Genomic DNA, 14,980 nt, shown 5'->3' on the forward strand with positions numbered 1-14,980 from the left:
TGGATTTTCGAAAGCGGTGTCTTGCCGGTGCGGCTTCACTTCTCCTTCGGCGTAAGAGCGAAGCCGACGAGCGAAACGCTGACCGAAACGGCCATGATCACGACGCCGACGGCGGGCAGAAACGGCGCCATTTGATCGATGATCAAAGTCCAGAGATGAACGGGGATCGTGCGCTGCGTGCCGATGACGAGGAACGTGCGCACGAACTCGTCGAAAGACAGTGTGAAGGCGAAGAGGAAGGTCGCGACGATGCCTGGCCGGACGATCGGCAGGAGTATTCGCCGGAAGACGACGATCGGCGTGGCGCCCAGATCCATCGCCGCTTCCTCGAGGCCGCGATCGAAACCGTGCAGTCGCGGAAAGATCGTCAGGAAGGCGAAGGGTAGAGCCCAGGTGATATGGACCATCAACGCCGTGGTCCACAGTCCGAACGGGATTTCCAGATAACCGAAGAAAACCAGGAACACGGCGCTCCCGACAATGCCCGGAATCAGGATCGGCAGGAGCACGATCTTCATCAGAAGGCCCTTGAGCGGGAACTCCCGTCGGAAGCCCATGGCCATCATCAGCGCGATTGCAGTCGCGATGCCCGCGCTGACAAAGCCGAGCGCGAAGCTGTTCGCCAGCGCGCGCATGAGCTCGGGCGTCGTCAGGACGTATTCGTACCAGCGTAAGGTGGTGCCCTTGAAGGGCAGTCCGATCACCTCGGAATCATTGACCGACAGAACGAGAAGGAGCCCAATCGGCGCATAAAGGAAAAGGAAGAACAGGGCGGCATAGGCGTAAAGCATGCTTTTGCGCAGGCTTTCGGCGCGTGGCCAGATGAACGACGTGGCTGGCCGAGCTTCGGCCTGGAGAACGGCGTTGCTCATCAGTGCTGCCCTCCAACGAAGATCTCTTCCATCTTGGCCTTGCGGCCGACCAGGAACATCCCGGCCAGGACCACGAGCACCAGGACGACGGACAACGCGGCTCCGAGCGGCCAGTTGTTCGTGTTCAAGTACTGGGCGGCGATGATGTTGCCGAACATGACGCCGGCGGTGCCGCCGAGAAGCTGCGGCGTCACATAGGCGCCGCAGGCGAGCAGGAAGACCATGACGCTGCCCGACAGGACACCGGGCATGCTCAGTGGCAGGACGATGCGCCTGAATGTGTTGACTGGACCGGCTCCGAGATCGGCCGCAGCTTCGATCAGGCGCTTGTCGAGGCGATCGAGCGACAGGTAGATCGGCAGGATCATGAACAGCGAGTAGACGTAAATCAGCCCGAGATGGACGGTGCCCTCCGAGAAAAGCAGGACATTGATCGGCTCGTTGATGATGCCGATCTTCATCAGCAGCGTGTTGACGAGGCCGTTCCGCCCCAGCATCGGCAGCCACAGGAATGTGCGCACGACGTAGCTCGACCAGAACGGCATGAAGAGCAGGAGAAGGCAGATCGCCTTGCCGCGGCCGGTCAGGCCGGCGAGGAAATAGGCGACCGGATAGGAGAACAACAGCGTCAGCGCTGTCGTGATCAGCGCCATCCGGATCGTTTTGGCGAGGATAGTGAGATAGACGCTATCGGAGAAAATGGTGGCGTAATTGTCGAGCGTGAATTCGGTCGAAAGGCCGAAGATCGTGGTCGACCAGAACGACATGACGACCAGAAAGCCCAAAGGCAGCACGGCAAACGTCAGCAGCCAAATCGCACCGGGAAGAGCGAGAAGCGCCTGCCGCGATCCTGGAGTGGCTGAAGACCTCATCGGCATGTCCCTCGGACGTCTGACGATTTTTCGATGAGCCCAACAGGCCGCTCACCGCCGTCGATGCGAGCAGGATTCAGGCCATTCAGAGCAGCAACGTCGAACATGTCCCGCCACGATCTCTGGTGCGCGGCGTGGTGCGAAACGTGCCGCCGTCTACTAGGATGAAAGGATAGGCGGAGATATTTTGATAATTCAATGATGATGTTTTTTCATCGGACGATAACGGAACGATATCGAAAATTCGGAGGCTCCGACGTATGTTCACCGCCGACCTGCAATCCCGGCTGAAGGTCCAGCACCTGATGGTGCTCGCAAACGTCGGGCGCTTCCGCAACGCTCATCGAACTGCCCAGGAGATGGGTCTGAGCCAGCCGGCGATCAGCAAAATCATCCGCGAGGTCGAGGAGATCTTCGAGGTTCAGCTTTTCGACCGCGGCCGCAGCGGAATGCATCCGAACGGGATCGGAGAGGCATTGATTGCGCGTGCGGTCGCTCTCCTCAATGAGCTGGCGCATACCCGGTCCGAGATCGAAGCCATCACCGCGGGTGAAATCGGGCATCTGCGACTTGGGGCAATCGCGTTTCTATCGCCCGCGCTGATACCGCGTACTCTGAAGCGGTTCACGAGCGAGAAGGTCTCCTTGACCCTCGACATCCACGAAGGAACGACACAGGCGCTCGTCAACCAGCTTCTGCAGCGCGAGCTGGACTGCGTGATCGGGCGATATGTCTCCGAGCATGAACACGCTCTGGACCAGCAGATCCTCTACTATCAGCGCTTCGCGGCGGTGGTGAACGGGAAGCATCCCACGCTGGGCCGCCGCGATCAGGTCGCGCTCTCGGAGACAGCGGGCTTCGGCTGGATCGTGCCTCCATCTCGGACAGCTGCAAGGCAGGCGCTGAGCGCCCTGTTTATGCAATCAGGGCTGACGCCGCCTCGGGTTCAGGTCGAGAGTTCATCCCTGGAAATCATCAAGGCCTTTCTCCTGGACAGCGACCTGATTGGCATTCTGCCGACGGAAATCGCCCGCCATTTCACTGCCGAGGCAGAGCTTCGCGTGTTGCCATTTCCGATCGAATATCAGCCAGCGCCCGTGACTCTGATCCGTCGGCGCGGCGAACAGAGCGCGCCGTCGATAGAACGTTTCAGCCGCACGGTGACTGACGTCGCGGCTCAGCTGGCCAGCGAAACGGAAGATCAGGCGATTTGAAATCGATCCCATTTTGTTATCGATAGATGAGAAAACATCATCGTTGAATTATCATAATCACTGACTCATCCTCGCGGCCGTTGGCACTGGCCGGAGGGAAGCAGTTGTCGAACGTCGCATCAGACGACGCCGCCAGGGAAGAAATCGAGACTGCGCCTTGGCTCTGTCGAGTTGATTCAATCAATTATCTAACAGAGGCGGCCAGGGGCCTCGTTGTTCTGTCCGGGTCTCATGGCGGCCTCTACTCTGCGTTCAAGGGACTGAGTGTTCAGCCTCGAGGCCTGGTGTTGAACGACGCTGGCCGAGGTCTCAACGACGCTGGCATCGCCGCCCTCGCCGAGGGCGATCGGTCCGGGGTCGGAGTCGCGACGGTCAGCCATTCGAGCGCCCGCATCGGCGACGCCAGCGATATGGCGAGAAGGGGCATTATCAGCCATGCCAACCGCATTGCCCGGCGAGCCGGGGTGGTTCCCGATATGGTCAGTATGGAGGCACTGAAGCGACTGGCTCAACTCGGCCAGGGCCAGAGGCCGGTCGACGTCGTCAATGAGCATCGCAGCGAGGTCGTTCTTGCCTCAGGTCTGGAAAGCATCGTCTGTATCGACTCCGCGTCCTTGATTGAGGCGAGGGATCAGGGACGTGTCGTTATCACCGGATCGCATGGTGGTCTGATAGGTGGCGACCGTTCGAAAGCGATCAATGTTGCAGCCCGCTTTGTCGCGTTCAATGACGCGGGCAACGGATGCGACGATGCTGGGACCGGCCGTCTTGATCCCCTCGGCAGCCGAGGCATTGCTGCCGTCACGGTCGACCACGAGAGCGCAGAGATCGGGAATGCCGCGTCCACGCTGACAGCCGGCATCATCTCTCGTGCGAACACTGCTGCGCTCGATCTCGGCTCAGCCATCGGAATGCCGCTCCGGATATTCCTGGAGCGATGGCTCGGTGCATCCCCGTAGCCGACGGGCCGTGTCGGCAACCGGGCCTGATTTTCCAATCCGGCGATCAACTCCTCACACTTCGCGAGCTCTACGATGACCCAGACCGTTGCGACCGATATTGCGCGCACTCTGAAAGAGTGCGGTGTCGAGCACTTCTTCATGCTGACGGGCGGCGATCAGCCGCTCTGGATCGCCCTGCGCGATGCCGGGATCAAGATGATCGTGGCCCGCAGCGAACCTGGCGCAGTCTATATGGCGGATGGGTTCGCGCGCGCGACTGACAAGGTCTCCGTGACGTACGGACAAGCGGGGCCAGGGGCCGCCAATGTCGCGGCGGCACTGGCCGACTCCTTTTGGGCTCAGTCTCCGGTTTTTGCGCTGACGGGCGCCACCGCGACCGGCGCTGTACATGTGAACGAGTATCAGGCGATCGATCAGAACACGATGTTCGGCCCGGTCACGAAGTGGAACGGTGCCGCCGAAGAGCCGGGGCAGGTCGCCTCATTGATGAGGCAGGCGCTGACCGCTGCCGTCTCCCCGACGCGGGGGCCGACGCACCTCGATGTTCCCAAGAACTATTTCGGAATGCCCGGGGCGAGCGAGGGCGTCGAAGGCAAGGGACCCCTGCCGACATTCAACAGGCTGCAGGCCGCCAGCGAGGAAACGGCCAGCGCCCTTGAGGCTCTCAGATCGGCGAAGCGGCCGATGATCCTCGTCGGCGAAGGAGTTCGCCTCGGCGACGCGGGACAAGCCGTCGCGCGCCTCGCGGAAGCGCTAGCCATCCCCGTGGTCGCAACGATGGGGGGCAAGCCCGCCGTCCTGTCCTCATGCAAGCAGTTCTGCGGAATCGTCGGTCGCTACTCGTCGGTCACGGCGAACCGCCTTATGGCGCAGGCCGATTGCGTGCTGGCGCTTGGGACGCGGCTAGGGGGGCTGTCGACCAACGGCTACAGCCTGCCTTCGCGAAAGGCGAATGTGCTCCAGGTCGATCAGGATCTCACGGCGTTTGCCAACCCTTATGCGCCGGCGTTCTGCATTCGCTCTGATATCCGGGCGTTCGTCGACGGACTGCTGAGCGAAGCCCTGAAGAATGCGCCCACCGATGCGAGCGATTGGCTCGCCGATTGCCAGAAGGAGAGCGCGGCCTGGCTGGAGCGATTTACGCGTCACACCGCCCGTGTCGCTTCGCATGAGGTACTCTCGCCAGTGTCTGTCCTCGAGGAACTGTCTCGCTACGGATCCGAGATCACCGTCGTGGCCGATACGGGCTATATGGCCGCCTGGACCGGCGTTCTGTTTCCGACGCTACGCTACAACGCGTTCTTCCGGGCTGTGGGGTCTCTCGGCTGGGCGCTGCCCGCTGCCTTGGGCGTGCAGATGGCACGCAAGGAGAAGGTCGTCTGCATCACTGGAGACGGTGGAGCCGGCTACCATCTCGCGGATATCGAAACGGCCGTCCGCTACAAGATCCCCGCTCTCATCCTGGTGTTCAACAACAACGGTCTGGCGTTCGAATATCACGAGCAAAAATACCGCTGGAACGGGAATGTCGTGGCCGAAGCGAACGACTTCACTGCCTCCGATTTCGCTTTGGCTGCCAAGGCGCTCGGCGCCACAGGGCTGCGGGCGACGAACAGGGACGAACTCAACCGAGCACTTGCTCGCGGCATTGCTGCCGACCATCCTTGCGTGATCGACATTGTCGTTGATCGCGAGGCCTTTCCGCCAGTGACCAATTTCGATGCCGTCCTTGAGAGGGAATTATGAGCGAACGGGCTGGTCGGCCGCGGGACGTCCTCGCGTTGCACTACGGAATTGTTCTTCCCGAGGAGGATGCGGGCCGGCTTGATGAGGCGGTGACCCGCATTGCTCAAAAGCTGCCAGTCCTGTTGCTGCAAAGCGCGCCCAGACAGCCCGGCTTTGATGAGTCGCATGTGAGAGCGCCCAAGAATGGCTGATCTTCTTGACGTCGATCTGTGCACCGCCTCGGAGCTTGTTTCTTCCGGACAGATCCTGCCATCGGAGCTCGTATCGGCGTCGATCGAGAGGATCGAATCCAGTCCGGCCGCTCGGGCTTGCTTCATACGGTTTGACAAGGAAGGGGCAATATCGCGGTCGCGCCTTCTGGACGGCACGCGCGATCGGAAGGGAAGCCTCTACGGAGTGCCATTGGCGCATAAGGATCTCTTCTCGATCCGGTCAGAAAAGGCGTCATTCGCCACCCATTCCCATTTCCATCTGGAGGGTTCGAGCACGGCCGCCGCTCTGGCCGCTCTGGATTCGGCTGGTTCCGTGAATATGGGCTGCCTCCACCTGTCGGAATTTGCCATGGGCCCCGCCGGCTGGAGCGAGCACTACGGTTTCCTGGAGAACCCGCGAGACCCGGACCGGGTGACCGGTGGTTCTTCGAGCGGAAGCGCTGCGGCTGTTGCTCGCGGGTTGGTGTATGGCGCGCTGGGAACGGACACAGGAGGGTCGATTCGGATCCCGGCCGCATTTTGCGGCATCGTCGGGATGAAGCCGTCGGTGGGTCTGGTCCCGTCCCATGGCTGCTTTCCAGTCTCGGGCAGCCTCGACACCATCGGTCCTCTAGCTCGCACCGTGCGCGACTGTGCCCGCATTCTCGATGCAATTGTTCCGGAACGATCGCAGCTGAGCTTCGAGAGGCGGATCGGGGAGGAGAGGGCTATCCGCTTTGGCGTCCTCGATTCGAAATCGTTGACCGTGTCGCCGGACGGGGAAGTCGCGGACGCCTTTGAAAGCGTGATGGCCGCCGCGGGTCGGGTGGGCCTAGACCTTAGGTCGGTGCAGATCGAGGACCTCGCCGACCTCTCTGCTCTCTCCGCCGTCGTCTTCCTTACGGAGGCGGGGGCCGAGCATGCCGCCCGGTTGCACTCCGACCGAGAGAAGATTGGTCCGCAGGTTCGGGATCGATTGCTCCAGGGGCTCACATATCCCGGGAGCCTTTATCTCCTGGCCCGGAAAGCGCGCGAAGAACATCTGGCGAAGTTGAGGCAGGCGGTCTTTTCCGAGGTGGATGTCATTCTTATGCCGACATCGCCATCTCTTCCGCCTCGACGCGACGAGTATGAGAGGTTGTCGGGCACAGGCGCGATCCTCGATTTCAATGCGAGGCTCGGAGCCTATACCCCAGCGTTCAGCTATCTGGGGGTTCCGGCACTCTCGCTGCCGCTTCCCATCGGAGGCCCCGGGTTCGGCCTCCAGATGGTCGCGGATTTCAATCACGACGACATGTTGTTGAAAGCAGCTTCCGCGCTGGAAGCGGTGCTGGCTAGATAAGGCAAATCTCCTTGAGTAACCGTCCGACTAGCGCTTCAGCTCTGACAAGGAGCGCGCTGACGCCTGTGGCGCGTAAGGGCTATTGATAAGCATTTTTCTGATTTTAATTTCTCTTCCTGTTGTGGATCTGATCGTATTAAGAGAAAATCATCTTTGTATTCCGAATTCGAACGCGATGATTTAGATGTATACGCGGCCGAAGTTCGAAGAATCGGCGATTACTGTCCGGCGGTCGATAAATGCTGATCTTATAGGCACTATTGTTTTACAAACGGTTTGGCGCTTTAAGTCTTAAATTATCCTATTAGCTCAACGAGTTAATTGGGTCGCGACTAGAGTGATTTAAAGCGCCTGGGCGGCGATGATCAAGGGCCATTGTCGAAGGCTGATAGATGCGTTCATACCGGGGATGAAACTTCATGATCTGGGGATGCTCTATGGCCCAAACGTCCGCTGATCCGACGCGCGGCATCCTTAAGCAGATCAGCAAGCTCTCGCGCGCGAGCGTGGTATCTTAGTGCTACGACGCCAAGGTTGAGCGCGGCTATGACCTTGCCCTCTCTCCCCCAGATCGGCGCGGCAAGCCCCGTCGATCCCGTTACGTGCTCTTCGTCGCTGACGGCTAAGCCTTCGGCGCGGATCGTGTCGAACATTCCCCTTATCGCGTCGGGATCTGTGACGGTCTTAGGAGTCCTCTGTACGAGATGCGCCCTCGCAAAGTAACCGTCGGTAAGAACGGGATCCCAGTGAGCGAGTAGGAGACGGCCGGTGGCTGAGCAGTAAGAGTCGGAAAGGCCATCCAGTTCGATATCGTAGCGGACGGCCTGCCGGCTCACGCATTTGGCAATGCGTCGGCAATCGCCTCGCTGAGTTAGAACCGCCAGCATGACTGTCTCGCCGCTCTCGTCCCGAAGCTGTTCCATGATCGGGTGCGCCGCAGAAAGGAGGCGGGCTTCGAGCGCGCGAGAAGCCGATTGATGGCGACTAGCATGGACAAGCACATATCGCTCAGTCGCGTCCTGAATTGCGTAACCGCGTGAAACCAGGGTCTGAGCCAGCGCATGAGCGCTGCTCTTCGGAAATCCCAGAGCCGCGACGATTTCCTTCAGCTTCACGGGCTCAGAGCAGCCTGCAAGATACTCCAGCAGGTCCAACACGCGCGCCGCAGACTTGACCTCGGTGTTCATGGACGTGAACCGAATCTCTCTTGGCGAACCATTTTGCCGGCGATAGGCTCTCCCTTAATCAAGAGGAAATCAACCCTCTTGAAAGAGGGTGAGTCATGAATTCGAGCAACGCTGCGCCCGTGGCGATTGTCACGGGCGGCGCGCGAGGTATAGGCCGCGCTTGCGCGCTGTCTCTTGCGAAGTCTGGACTGGACGTTGCGCTCGTCGATCTGTTGCCGGATGAGCTCAAGCGCACGGCTGACGAAATAATATCGCTAGGCCGGCGCGTGTTGACTTTCCAGTCGGACGTCATCTTCAAAGAAGAGGCGAGCCGTATTGTTGCGGAAGTCGTCGCGCAGTGGGGCCGCGTAGACGTCCTCGTGAACAATGCTGGCAAAGGGATGCCGAAGGGTATCTTCGAGATCACTGAAGCCGAGTTCGACCACACTATCGCTCTCAATCTGAAGAGCTGCTTCAACTACATCCAGGCTGCCGCACCGATAATGCAGCGCCAGGGTCGTGGGCGCATCGTCTCGATGTCGTCGCTGAATGCGCATTCTGGCGGTGTGACTGCTGCCGTCAGCCGGTTCGCCTATGCGGCTGCCAAGGCCGGAATCATCGGGATGACCCGCGCTCTCGCCAAAGAGCTCGGCCCGGAGATCCTCATAAACGCCGTCTGCCCCGGCATCATCGAGACCGAAGTCGGCAACACACTGACCCGAGCCCGCGGCCCCGCGATTGCCGATGCCGGCATCGCGCTGAAGCGAATGGGCAAGCCCGATGACGTGGCAGAGCTCGTCACGTTCCTAGCAACCTCGAACCCCTGCTTCATCACGGGCCAAGACATCGTGGTGGATGGGTTCCAGTTCAATCGCTGAGTGCTTCCGATGAACGTCACACTGCCCCCCGACACCAAGCCCTGGACGTGGAGTGAGGAGACCTGGCGGCAGGTGGTGAACCACGTCCGGGCAGGGCGGTCGCTCAAGCCTGGAGTTTGGAAGAATGGCGCCAAGTTCGCCGTCGCCCTATCCTTCGACTCCGATCACGAGACGAACGAGCTCCGGGAGGGTGGGCGCTCTTACTCCAAGCTGAGCCAGGGGCAATACGGCAATCGCTCCGGCATTCCGCGTATCCTTGCAACTCTTGCCCGCCACTCGGTTCCGGCCAGCTTCTTCATGCCAGCCGTTGCCGCGCTTTTGCATGACCAGGAAGCCCGTTCAGTTGCAGATGCCGGGCATGAGGTGGCGATCCATAGCTGGATCCACGAGCTCAACTCGGTGCTCGACTACAACACGGAACGTGATCTGGCGCTCCGTGCCCGCGACACGTTGACGAAGCTGACCGGCCGGGAGCCGAAGGGCATGCGGACCGCGTCATGGGATTTCAGTCCATGGACGCTGAAGATCGTTCGCGAAATGGGGTTGCTCTACGATTCCTCATTGATGGCAGACGACGAGCCCTACGAGCTTCTCGACGAGGGGCAGCCGACCGGAATCGTGGAGTTGCCGGTGGAGTGGATCCGGGACGATGCCGTCTATTTCGGCATGGATCGCTTCAAGGGGCTGCGGCCTCACAGCGGGCCGCCCATGGTGCTCGATCTCTTCCTGCGAGAACTCGACGTCGCTGCGGAGGAGGGCGGGTTATTCCAGCTAACGATGCACCCGCACATCATCGGTCACCGCTCACGGATTTTCATTCTCGACGAAGTGATCAGGGCGGCGAAAGCAAAAGGCTCCGTCTGGTTCGCGACGCACGAAGAGATTTGCCGCTATTGCGCAGATGAAGCCGGTCTTAGCGCTCCTGTTCCGTCAGCCACCAACGGCCGGAGCTGACAGATGGCCTATCGCATTGGAGTCGACATCGGCGGCACCTTCACCGATTTCAGCGTGCTCGACGAAGCGACGCTGAATCTGCGGACGCTCAAGGTTCTGTCGCGCCCGGACGCTCCTGGAGCTGAGGTCCTTCAGGGGCTGGATGAGATCGAAAAGCGCTTCGGCATCGCGCCTTCGCAGGTCAGCTACTTCACCCATGGCTCTACAGTCGGCGTGAACAGCATCATTCAGGGCAAGGGCGCGAAGCTTGGACTGATCGTCACCGAAGGTTTTCGCGACGTCCTGGAGCTCGCGCGCCTGAAGATCCCGGATCCTTATGATCTGTTCTCGCGCCGGCCGGTTCCTTTGGTGCCGAGAGAACGCGTGTTGCCGTTGCCGGAGCGCATCAATGCGGATGGCGTTGCAGAGGTCATTCCGGATCCGGCTGCGATCGCCGCCGTTCTAGGTCGACTGGAGGCAAGCGGGGCCGAGGCGATCGTGATCGCCTTGCTGCACAGCTACAAGAACCCTGCACATGAAAGGCTGGTCAAAGCCGAAATCAAACGCCTGCGACCTGACTTGCCGGTTTTCTGCTCCGCCGACATCTGGCCAATTGTCCGAGAGTACGAGCGCACCATCACGGCCTGCATCCATGGCTCGGTGCAGCCTCGGGTGTCCCATTACATCGGCCGCCTCGAGGATGCTCTGATCGAGAGGGGGGTCGGTCCCGCCCCGATGATTACCAAGTCGAACGGCGGCGTCATGACCGCCGCGGCTGGCAAGGTGCGCAGCATCGAGATGCTGCTGTCCGGCACGGCTGCCGGTGTGATCGGTGCAGGCTTCACGGCCAAGCTGGCTGGCTTCTCCAGAGTCATGAGTCTCGACATCGGCGGCACAAGCGCCGATGTCGCGCTGCTCAAGGACGGGATGCCTGACTTCCGCTCCGGCGAACTCGTCGGGGAGTATCCGATCTATCTTCCGACAGTGTCGGTGTCCTCGATTGGAGCCGGGGGAGGCTCGATTGCCTCCGTGGACACGTTGGGTGTTTTGCGCGTCGGGCCTGAAAGCGCGGGATCGACACCTGGACCGGCCTGCTACGGCCGTGGTGGCGAGCGCGCAACGATCACCGATGCCTTCGCGACCATCGGCGTTCTGGGCGCCGGCGAGCTCGGATATGGCGCCGTCAACGTTGACCGATCCCGAGCGCTTGCGGCGCTTGAACCAATTGCCAGAGGCCTCGACCGCTCGTCGGAACGCGCGGCTGAAGCCATCATCCAGCTCGCTGTCGCCAACATGTACCGGGAAACCAGCCGGCTGTTCTCGCAGGTTGGCGAAGAGCCGAGCGGCTATGCGCTTCTGGCATTCGGTGGCGCTGGTCCCATGCTCGGCTGCCTACTGGCCGATGCCATGGGCATGCGGTCCGTCATCATCCCTCAAACACCAGGTGTGCTGGCTGCCCTTGGAGGCCTGCTTGCAGATCTGCGTTCGGATTTCGTGCGTGTGGTCTTCCTCGATGTCGGACCGCGCTCGTTCGACAGCTTGCGCCAGGCGATGGATGAGCTCGCCAGTGAAGCCCGCGCCTGGCTCTTCGAAGGGCAGGGCTATGCCGGCGAGGCCGCGCTGTCGATCACGGCCGACATGCGTTACCGCGGCCAATCCTATGAGATCGAGACGCCCTTGGAGGAGGCCTGGGTCGTCGACGGCGACCATGCCGCGATTGCTGCGGCGTTCCATAAGCGTCACGCCGAAATCTATGATCACTCGGACGATGCGGCAGATGTTCAGATCGTTGCGCTCCGTGTGGTCATTGCAGGGGGCACACCAAAGCCCGAGTTCGCAGAACAGGGGCTGAAGCTGCAGCAGGTGCAGCCCAGGAAGCGGGTTCCGATCGTCCATCAAGGATCGACGATCGAGGCCGGTCTCTTTGATCGAAACGACCTGTCCCCGGGCGCGTCCTTCGCCGGCCCGGCCGTGATTTTGCAAGACGACACGACGACTTGGGCCCCGCCCGGTTTCGAGGGCCATGTCGATGGCTTCGGCAATCTGATCTTGAAGCGGAGTGCGATCTGATGGCGGCGCTAGATCCTGTCACGCTGCAGGTCCTGAAGAGCCATTTCGAGGCTGCGGCCGAAAGCATGGCATTCACGCTTCTGCGGACGGCGCATTCCGCCTTCGTCAAGGAGACGGAAGATTTTACCAGCGGACTGACGACGCCTTGTGGGCAAACCTTCGCCAGCCCGAAAGACCTCGGCGCGACCTGGTTCATCGGCCTCGACTACAAGGGCGCGATCGACGCTATCACGGATTACAAGCCTGGTGACATCTGCATCACCAACGACCCGTATTCCGGCTATGTCTGCACCCACGCTCCCGATATCCATCTCTGGATGCCGGTATTCCATGAAGATCGGATCGTCTGCTTCGCAGTGGGCCATATCCACAATACCGATATGGGCGGTGCGGTGCCGGCTTCGCTATCTCGCGCGCTGACGGAGGTGCAGCAGGAGGGAATTCGGATCCCGCCCATGAAGCTAGTCGAAGCTGGGGCGATGAACGAGAGCGTGCTGCGCATTATGCTGCGCAATGTCCGCATGCCCGATCAGAACTGGGGCGACCTCAAGGCCCAGATCGCCTCGCTGAAGACCGGCGAGCGCAAGATCCGCGATGCGATCGCCCGTTTTGGCGTCGAGACCGTCTGTGCCGCGACTTATGGCGTGCTCGATCTGGCCGAGAGGCAGGCGCGTCAACTCTTTGCCTCGATGCAGGATGGGGATTACGAGTTTACCGATTACATCGACGAGGATAGCCCCGGGGGCGTTCCATGCCGGCTGAAGCTGTCGGTCAAGGTTCGGGGCGACGAAGCGACCTTCGACTTCACAGGCAGCGACCCGCAGCTTCAGTCGGCGCTGAATATGCCGACCGGCGGCCTGCCGCGCCATATCCTGCCGCTCGTCGGCTACAACTATGTTGTCTACTCGCTCGATCGAACGGTCGCGCTCAACATGGGGCTTCTGCGTCCGGTTCAGTGCATTCTGCCGGAGGGCTCGGTCGTCAATCCGGTCTACCCGGCGGCCACGGGCATGCGCAGCCTGACGTGCGCACGCATTCAAGGCATGGTCATCGGTGCCTTCTCGCGTGCGATGCCCGATCGCCTGCCCGCTGGCCCGTCGGGCGGCGGCGGTATCCTGAACGTACGCACCACTGACAGTCGCACAGGTCGGCTGGCCATGGCCTCGATCAACCCCATCACCGGCGGCGGTGGGGGAAGCTCGTTCGAGGATGGGCAGGATGGTTCGAACTCGTTCCTGAAGAATACGCCTGTCGAGATCACCGAGGCGGAGGTGCCGATACGCGTCAGAAGCTACGAGCTGGTGCCCGATTCAGGCGGCCCAGGTCGCTATCGTGGCGGCCTCGCGGCTCAGATGACCTTTCAGATGTTCACGCCGAACTCGGTCGTGACAGCTCGAAACCGCGACCGCGTTCGCTTCTCCTGCTGGGGCCTCGAAGGCGGATTGCCAGGCTCGACCTGCAGCTTCCATCGCGCCAACGGCAACATGAAGCCGGAACACCTGGGGAACACTGACGTGGTTCGCTGCGGTCCGGGTGACGTGCTGACGATTTCAGCTGCAGGCGCAGGTGGCTGGGGCGACCCGTTCGAACGTCCGGATCACGAGGTCTTGCAGGACGTCCTTGGGGGCAAGGTCACCGAAAGCGGCGCCAGGGCCTATGGCGTGGTCGTCAAGGATGGTGTTGTCGATGAGGCCGCCACCAAGGCTCTGCGATCGGCGCCACGGGAACGCATGGGAGGCATGACCTTCGATCCCGAGAGGCTGAGCTTCGAGCGCATTTGGTCGGATTCCGTTTGGGACCGCCTGTCGGAGCACTTGTTTGCCCTTCCCGTGGAGTGGCGCTTCTTCGTCAAGCATGAGCTCTTCGCTGCGGTAAATGCCGATGCGGCCGCCAAGGATGATCCGGTTGCGGCACTGGAGCGGGCCTATGCCCGTGTTCTGGAACAGTACCCGCAGATCGTGCCTCGTCATCTGGAGGACGCGGCATGAATATCGAGTTCGTCAACCAGACTGTGCTGGTGGCTGGAGCGGCCCGTGGCATCGGCCGAGGCATCGTCGAGGAATTTGCGGCGAGGGGCGCCAATGTTTTCGCGGCAGACCGGCTCAAAGAGGAGATGGCCGGCCTGCCGGCGCATGCGACGCAGCTCGATCTGCTCGACAAGGCGGCCGTCAACCGGTGGGTTGTGGAGGTCGAGAGGATCGGCGGGCGAGCGCCTGACGTCCTGGTCTATGTGGCGGGCGGGGTGCTGGGGCAGAGCGCGAAGCCGCTGGAGGATGTCGAGGAGGCCGACTGGCGCGCTGTGCTCGACGTCAATTTGACGGGCGCCTTCTTGTCGTCCCAGGCGGTTTGCACCGGCATGAAGGCGCGCGGCAAGGGGCGGATCGTTCTGATCGCCAGCGGTGCCGGGCTGCGCACCTCGCTGACAGGGATTCAGGCTTATGCCTCCGCTAAGGCCGGCGAGATCGGGCTGGCGCGCCAGCTCGGGCAGGAACTTGGGCCATTCGGGATCACGGTCAACGCGGTTGCCCCCGGCTTCCAGCGAACGAGCCCGGACTATGAGCGGCAGTGGCAATCATATTCGGCCGAGCGGCAGGAAAACATGATTGCCAACACGGCGCGGCGTCGGCCGGGGACGCCGCAGGACATCGCCTACACGGTCATGTTCCTCGCCTCCGACTATGCGGACTTCATCACAGGCCAGGTCATTTCGGTGACCGGCAACCCTTGAAACGAT

General features: G+C 61.4%; 12 protein-coding genes. 9 read left to right on the forward strand and 3 right to left on the reverse strand.

The window, feature by feature from the left end:
* Nucleotides 1–35 precede the first annotated feature (35 nt).
* Nucleotides 36–872 carry an ABC transporter permease gene (locus AC1DIN_RS19295; protein WP_476810962.1) on the reverse strand — a complete coding sequence of 279 codons (837 nt, stop codon included), beginning with the start codon at nt 870–872 and terminating at the stop codon, nt 36–38.
* A complete protein-coding gene (locus AC1DIN_RS19300; RefSeq protein WP_441471851.1) occupies nt 872–1,744 on the reverse strand; it encodes an ABC transporter permease in 873 nt (290 codons plus the stop codon). The genes AC1DIN_RS19295 and AC1DIN_RS19300 overlap by 1 nt, the downstream gene beginning before the upstream one ends.
* 260 nt (nt 1,745–2,004) lie before the next feature.
* On the opposite strand from AC1DIN_RS19300, the gene AC1DIN_RS19305 reads away from it, so the two are divergent.
* The 4 genes from AC1DIN_RS19305 (at nt 2,005) to AC1DIN_RS19320 (ending at nt 7,199) form a co-directional block, all read left to right on the forward strand.
* On the forward strand, nt 2,005–2,958 hold the full coding sequence (locus AC1DIN_RS19305) for a LysR family transcriptional regulator (RefSeq protein ID WP_441471852.1): 954 nt from the start codon (nt 2,005–2,007) through the stop codon (nt 2,956–2,958).
* Between the two features lie 104 nt (nt 2,959–3,062).
* Nucleotides 3,063–3,917, forward strand: a complete 855-nt coding sequence (locus AC1DIN_RS19310) for a hypothetical protein (protein ID WP_476810963.1) — start codon at nt 3,063–3,065, stop codon at nt 3,915–3,917.
* 75 nt (nt 3,918–3,992) lie between these two features.
* A complete protein-coding gene (locus AC1DIN_RS19315) occupies nt 3,993–5,666 on the forward strand; it encodes a thiamine pyrophosphate-binding protein (protein ID WP_476810964.1) in 1,674 nt (557 codons plus the stop codon).
* Between the two features lie 183 nt (nt 5,667–5,849).
* On the forward strand, nt 5,850–7,199 hold the full coding sequence (locus AC1DIN_RS19320) for an amidase (RefSeq protein WP_441471855.1): 1,350 nt from the start codon (nt 5,850–5,852) through the stop codon (nt 7,197–7,199).
* A gap of 398 nt (nt 7,200–7,597) precedes the next feature.
* Here AC1DIN_RS19320 and AC1DIN_RS19325 read toward each other — a convergent pair whose 3' ends face one another.
* Nucleotides 7,598–8,386: an IclR family transcriptional regulator gene (locus AC1DIN_RS19325; protein ID WP_441471856.1), complete on the reverse strand. Its 789-nt coding sequence runs from the start codon at nt 8,384–8,386 to the stop codon at nt 7,598–7,600.
* 95 nt (nt 8,387–8,481) lie between these two features.
* Between AC1DIN_RS19325 and AC1DIN_RS19330 the strand changes: the two genes are divergently transcribed.
* Genes AC1DIN_RS19330 through AC1DIN_RS19350 form a run of 5 tightly spaced genes read left to right on the forward strand, consistent with a single transcriptional unit; the run spans nt 8,482 to nt 14,974 of the window.
* Nucleotides 8,482–9,243, forward strand: coding sequence for an SDR family NAD(P)-dependent oxidoreductase (locus tag AC1DIN_RS19330; RefSeq protein ID WP_476810965.1), 762 nt, complete (start codon nt 8,482–8,484; stop codon nt 9,241–9,243).
* Nucleotides 9,244–9,252: 9 nt separating this feature from the next.
* The gene (locus AC1DIN_RS19335; RefSeq protein ID WP_476810966.1) at nt 9,253–10,197 is read left to right on the forward strand and encodes a polysaccharide deacetylase family protein; all 945 of its coding nucleotides are present in this window, start codon (nt 9,253–9,255) and stop codon (nt 10,195–10,197) included.
* A gap of 3 nt (nt 10,198–10,200) precedes the next feature.
* On the forward strand, nt 10,201–12,246 hold the full coding sequence (locus tag AC1DIN_RS19340; protein WP_476810967.1) for a hydantoinase/oxoprolinase family protein: 2,046 nt from the start codon (nt 10,201–10,203) through the stop codon (nt 12,244–12,246).
* Complete coding sequence (locus AC1DIN_RS19345; RefSeq protein ID WP_476810968.1) at nt 12,246–14,234, forward strand: hydantoinase B/oxoprolinase family protein; 1,989 nt, start codon at nt 12,246–12,248, stop codon at nt 14,232–14,234. The genes AC1DIN_RS19340 and AC1DIN_RS19345 overlap by 1 nt, the downstream gene beginning before the upstream one ends.
* Nucleotides 14,231–14,974, forward strand: coding sequence for an SDR family NAD(P)-dependent oxidoreductase (locus AC1DIN_RS19350; RefSeq protein WP_476810969.1), 744 nt, complete (start codon nt 14,231–14,233; stop codon nt 14,972–14,974). Before AC1DIN_RS19345 ends, AC1DIN_RS19350 begins: the two co-directional genes overlap by 4 nt.
* Nucleotides 14,975–14,980 lie beyond the last annotated feature (6 nt).

Source organism: Allobosea sp. 05T438, assembly GCF_056396025.1.

Excerpts from the sequence above, each read along its gene's own strand:
- AC1DIN_RS19295 (WP_476810962.1), bottom strand. The coding sequence starts at position 872 with ATGAGCAACGCCGTTCTCCAGGCCGAAGCTCGGCCAGCCACGTCGTTC.
- AC1DIN_RS19300 (WP_441471851.1), bottom strand. The coding sequence starts at position 1,744 with ATGAGGTCTTCAGCCACTCCAGGATCGCGGCAGGCGCTTCTCGCTCTT.
- AC1DIN_RS19305 (WP_441471852.1), top strand. The coding sequence starts at position 2,005 with ATGTTCACCGCCGACCTGCAATCCCGGCTGAAGGTCCAGCACCTGATG.
- AC1DIN_RS19315 (WP_476810964.1), top strand. The coding sequence starts at position 3,993 with ATGACCCAGACCGTTGCGACCGATATTGCGCGCACTCTGAAAGAGTGC.
- AC1DIN_RS19320 (WP_441471855.1), top strand. The coding sequence starts at position 5,850 with ATGGCTGATCTTCTTGACGTCGATCTGTGCACCGCCTCGGAGCTTGTT.
- AC1DIN_RS19325 (WP_441471856.1), bottom strand. The coding sequence starts at position 8,386 with ATGAACACCGAGGTCAAGTCTGCGGCGCGCGTGTTGGACCTGCTGGAG.
- AC1DIN_RS19330 (WP_476810965.1), top strand. The coding sequence starts at position 8,482 with ATGAATTCGAGCAACGCTGCGCCCGTGGCGATTGTCACGGGCGGCGCG.
- AC1DIN_RS19335 (WP_476810966.1), top strand. The coding sequence starts at position 9,253 with ATGAACGTCACACTGCCCCCCGACACCAAGCCCTGGACGTGGAGTGAG.
- AC1DIN_RS19340 (WP_476810967.1), top strand. The coding sequence starts at position 10,201 with ATGGCCTATCGCATTGGAGTCGACATCGGCGGCACCTTCACCGATTTC.
- AC1DIN_RS19345 (WP_476810968.1), top strand. The coding sequence starts at position 12,246 with ATGGCGGCGCTAGATCCTGTCACGCTGCAGGTCCTGAAGAGCCATTTC.
- AC1DIN_RS19350 (WP_476810969.1), top strand. The coding sequence starts at position 14,231 with ATGAATATCGAGTTCGTCAACCAGACTGTGCTGGTGGCTGGAGCGGCC.